The 3,119-nt window shown below is 71.5% G+C and carries 3 protein-coding genes and 1 pseudogene; 3 read left to right on the forward strand and 1 reads right to left on the reverse strand.

Annotation, left to right across the window (positions count from 1 at the left end; translation table 11 throughout):
* The coding region (locus tag FUT87_RS26305; protein WP_147242891.1) for a septal ring lytic transglycosylase RlpA family protein at nt 1–724 on the reverse strand (724 nt) is incomplete at its 3' end.
* 221 nt (nt 725–945) lie between these two features.
* Between FUT87_RS26305 and FUT87_RS26310 the strand changes: the two are divergent.
* The 3 genes and pseudogenes from FUT87_RS26310 to FUT87_RS26320 all read left to right on the forward strand — a co-directional run.
* Nucleotides 946–1,520, forward strand: a pseudogene (locus FUT87_RS26310) (fumarylacetoacetate hydrolase family protein).
* A gap of 25 nt (nt 1,521–1,545) precedes the next feature.
* Complete coding sequence (gene nadC, locus FUT87_RS26315) at nt 1,546–2,406, forward strand: carboxylating nicotinate-nucleotide diphosphorylase (protein WP_091729214.1); 861 nt, start codon at nt 1,546–1,548, stop codon at nt 2,404–2,406.
* 143 nt (nt 2,407–2,549) lie between these two features.
* Nucleotides 2,550–3,119: GntR family transcriptional regulator (locus FUT87_RS26320; RefSeq protein WP_147242892.1), on the forward strand; the 570-nt coding region annotated here is incomplete at its 3' end.

Here is a 3,119-nt window from a genome sequence, read left to right on the forward strand (position 1 = left end):
CCGGCGCGGCCGGCGGACGCAGCTGCGCGGTCGTCGTCGGATCGGGCGCGCCGCTGGGCGTCGCGGCGGCATAGACCGGCGTGTCGGGCGCGACCTTGGGATCGGGCGACAGCGTGTCGCGGTCGCGGGTCCAGGCGCCGGTGCGGATGTCCTCGTAGGTGATGCGCTCGATCTCGACCGGCGCCACGCCGTTCAGCACGCCCAGCTTGAGCGCGGCGGTGTAGCTCAGGTCGATGATCCGGCCCTTGTGGAACGGTCCTCGGTCATTGATGCGGACGATGACCTCCCGGCCATTCTTGGGATTGCGCACGCGCGCGTAGCTCGGGATCGGGATGGTCGCGTGGGCGGCGGTCATCGCGTACATGTTGTAGATCTCGCCGCTGGACGTCGGCCGGCCGTGGAACTTGCGGCCGTACCAGGACGCCAGGCCCTTCTGGACCAGCGGCTTGTCGTCGGCGATCGGCTCGTAGCGCTCGCCCAGCACCTCGTAGGGCTTGTTGGGGCCGCCCTTGCGGATGGATTCCAGCCGCGGCACCGCGTCGGGCACCTTCTGCAGGTCGGGCGGGACGACCGCGTCGGGGCCGTCGCGGTCGGGCCAGGAGGAGGGCTTGGGGCCGCCCGGGGCGGGGCGGCTGGGGGTGGGACCGCGGCTGGCGCAGGCGGCCAGGATCAGGGCACACGTCAGGACGGCCAGGCGCTGGCCGGCGGGGCGGGCTTCAAACATGGCCGCAACCCTAGCAATGCCGCGTGGATTTGCCAAGGTTATGCTCCGCGCTCCCCTCCTTCCTTGCACGATCGTTGCGATCGTTACCTCCGCACGCCATGAGCACTTATGTCTTCCCCCCAGCGCCGCAGGCCGCCGTGGCCGTGCGCGACAGCGATGCGCGCTACGCCGTGAGCCGCATCTTCTGCGTCGGTCGGAACTACGCGGCGCACGCCCGCGAGATGGGCAGCGATCCGGACCGCGAGCCGCCGTTCTACTTCACCAAGCCGGCCAGCGCGCTGCGCCGTCGGGCGGCACCATCCCCTACGCGCCCGGCACGAAGAACCTGCATTACGAGATGGAACTGGTCGTGGCGATCGGCAAGCCGGTCTTCAAGGCCACGCCCGAGCAGGCCGCCGACGCGGTCTGGGGTTACGCCGCCGGCCTGGACATGACGCGCCGCGACCTGCAGAACGAGGCCAAGGCCATCGGCCGGCCCTGGGACCTGGGCAAGGGCTTCGAGCATTCGGCCGTCATCACTCCGCTGGTGCCGCGTTCGGAGCTGGGCGAGCTGTCCCAGGGCGCGATCACGCTGGCGGTGAACGGCGTCGAGAAGCAGCGCGGTGACCTGTCCGACATGATCTGGAGCATTCCGGAGCTGGTGGCCAACCTGTCGCAGTTCTATCACCTGGCGCCGGGCGACCTGATCTACACCGGCACGCCCGAAGGCGTCGGCCCGGTGAAGCCGGGCGACGTGATCACCGGCGTCATCGAGGGCTTCGGCGAGCTGTCGATCACCATCGGCGACGCCGAGTAATCCAGAGGCAGCCGGGACCGCGACGATGTTCGACCACAACGAGACCCTGGACGAGGCCCGCGCGCGCAACATCCGCGACGCGCTGTTCGAGGACATCGGCATCAGCGACTGGACCGCGCGGCTGGTGCCGGCGGGCCGGCGCGTGCAGGCCCATGTGCGGGTGCGCGAGGCGGCGGTGCTGTGCGGCCGCGACTGGTTCGAGGGCGTGTTCCTGGCGCTGGACGGCTCGTCGCGGATCGAGTGGCTGTACGACGAGGGTGCCGACATGGCGCCCGACACCCTCGTCTGCCGCATCGAGGCCGAGGGCCGCTCGCTGCTCTCTGCCGAGCGGCCGGCGCTGAACTTCCTGCAGCTGCTGTCAGGCACCGCGACGGCGACGCGCGCCCATGCCCGCGCCATCGAGGGCGCCAGTCCGAACCCGCGCGGCTGCGCGGTGCTGGACACGCGCAAGACCCTGCCCGGGCTGCGCTTGGCGCAGAAGTACGCGGTGCGCGTGGGCGGCGGCGCGAACCAGCGCCTGGCGCTGTACGACGGCATCCTGATCAAGGAAAACCACATCGCCGCGGCCGGCGGCGTGACGCAGGCGCTGCGGCAGGCGCAGGCGCTGAACGCCGGCGTGTCCATCCAGGTCGAGGTCGAGACCCTGGAGCAGCTGCGCGAGGCGCTGGCCGCCGGCGCGGTCAGCGTGCTGCTGGACAACTTCAGCGAGCCGATGATGCGCGAGGCGGTGGCCATCGCCGGCGGCCGGGCGCTGCTGGAGGTGTCGGGCGGCGTGGCCATCGACCAGCTGCGCTGGATCGCGGCCACCGGCGTCGACCGCATCTCGGTCGGGCGCCTCACCAAGGACGCCAAGGCGGTGGACTACTCGATGCGGGTCGAGGGCTGAGGCCAGGCACCGGGACGGTGCCTCGCACACCAATCTTGTGCGCAACGGCGGCACGCGTGTGTCGTCCTGGCTTGCATACAAGACAGATGCGCCAGTGAGGCACGCGTGGCGGCCGCTGGCACGGAAGCTGCAATGCCCTGGGCATGGGCATCACCGCCACCGACATCAGCCAACGGATCATCGACGCCGTGCTCGCGCAGAAGCTGGCGCCGGGCACGCGGCTCGGCGAGCAGCCGCTGGCGCTGCTCTTCGACTGCAGCCGCACCATCGTCCGCGAGGCGCTGACGCGCCTGGCCGCGCGGGGCATCGTCACCGTCAGCGCGCGGCGCGGCTGGTACCTGATCGCGCCCTCGCGCGAGGAGGCCCGTGAAGCCTTCGAGGCGCGCCGGGTCATCGAGCTCGGCCTGCTGCGCGGCCGCCGCGCCCTGGACAAGCCGGCGCTGACGCGGCTGAAGAAACACCTGGCGCAGGAGAAGGCCGCGCTGCGCGGCGACGACGTCGGCGCGCGCAGCTTCCTGCTCGGCGACTTCCATGTCTGCCTGGCCGAGTGCCTGGGCAACAGCCTGCTCGCCGACACTCTGCGCGACTACACCGCGCGCACCACGCTGATCGCGATGCTCTACCAGTCGTCGCACGAGGCGGCGCAGTCCTGCCAGGAGCATGTCGCCATCGTCGCGGCGCTCGAGCGCGGCGACGCCGCGGGCGCCGAAGCG

This window comes from Mitsuaria sp. TWR114 (assembly GCF_007997345.1).

Bases quoted from the DNA above. Each gene is read 5' to 3' on its own strand.
- nadC (WP_091729214.1), top strand. From the start codon at position 1,546: ATGTTCGACCACAACGAGACCCTGGACGAGGCCCGCGCGCGCAACATC.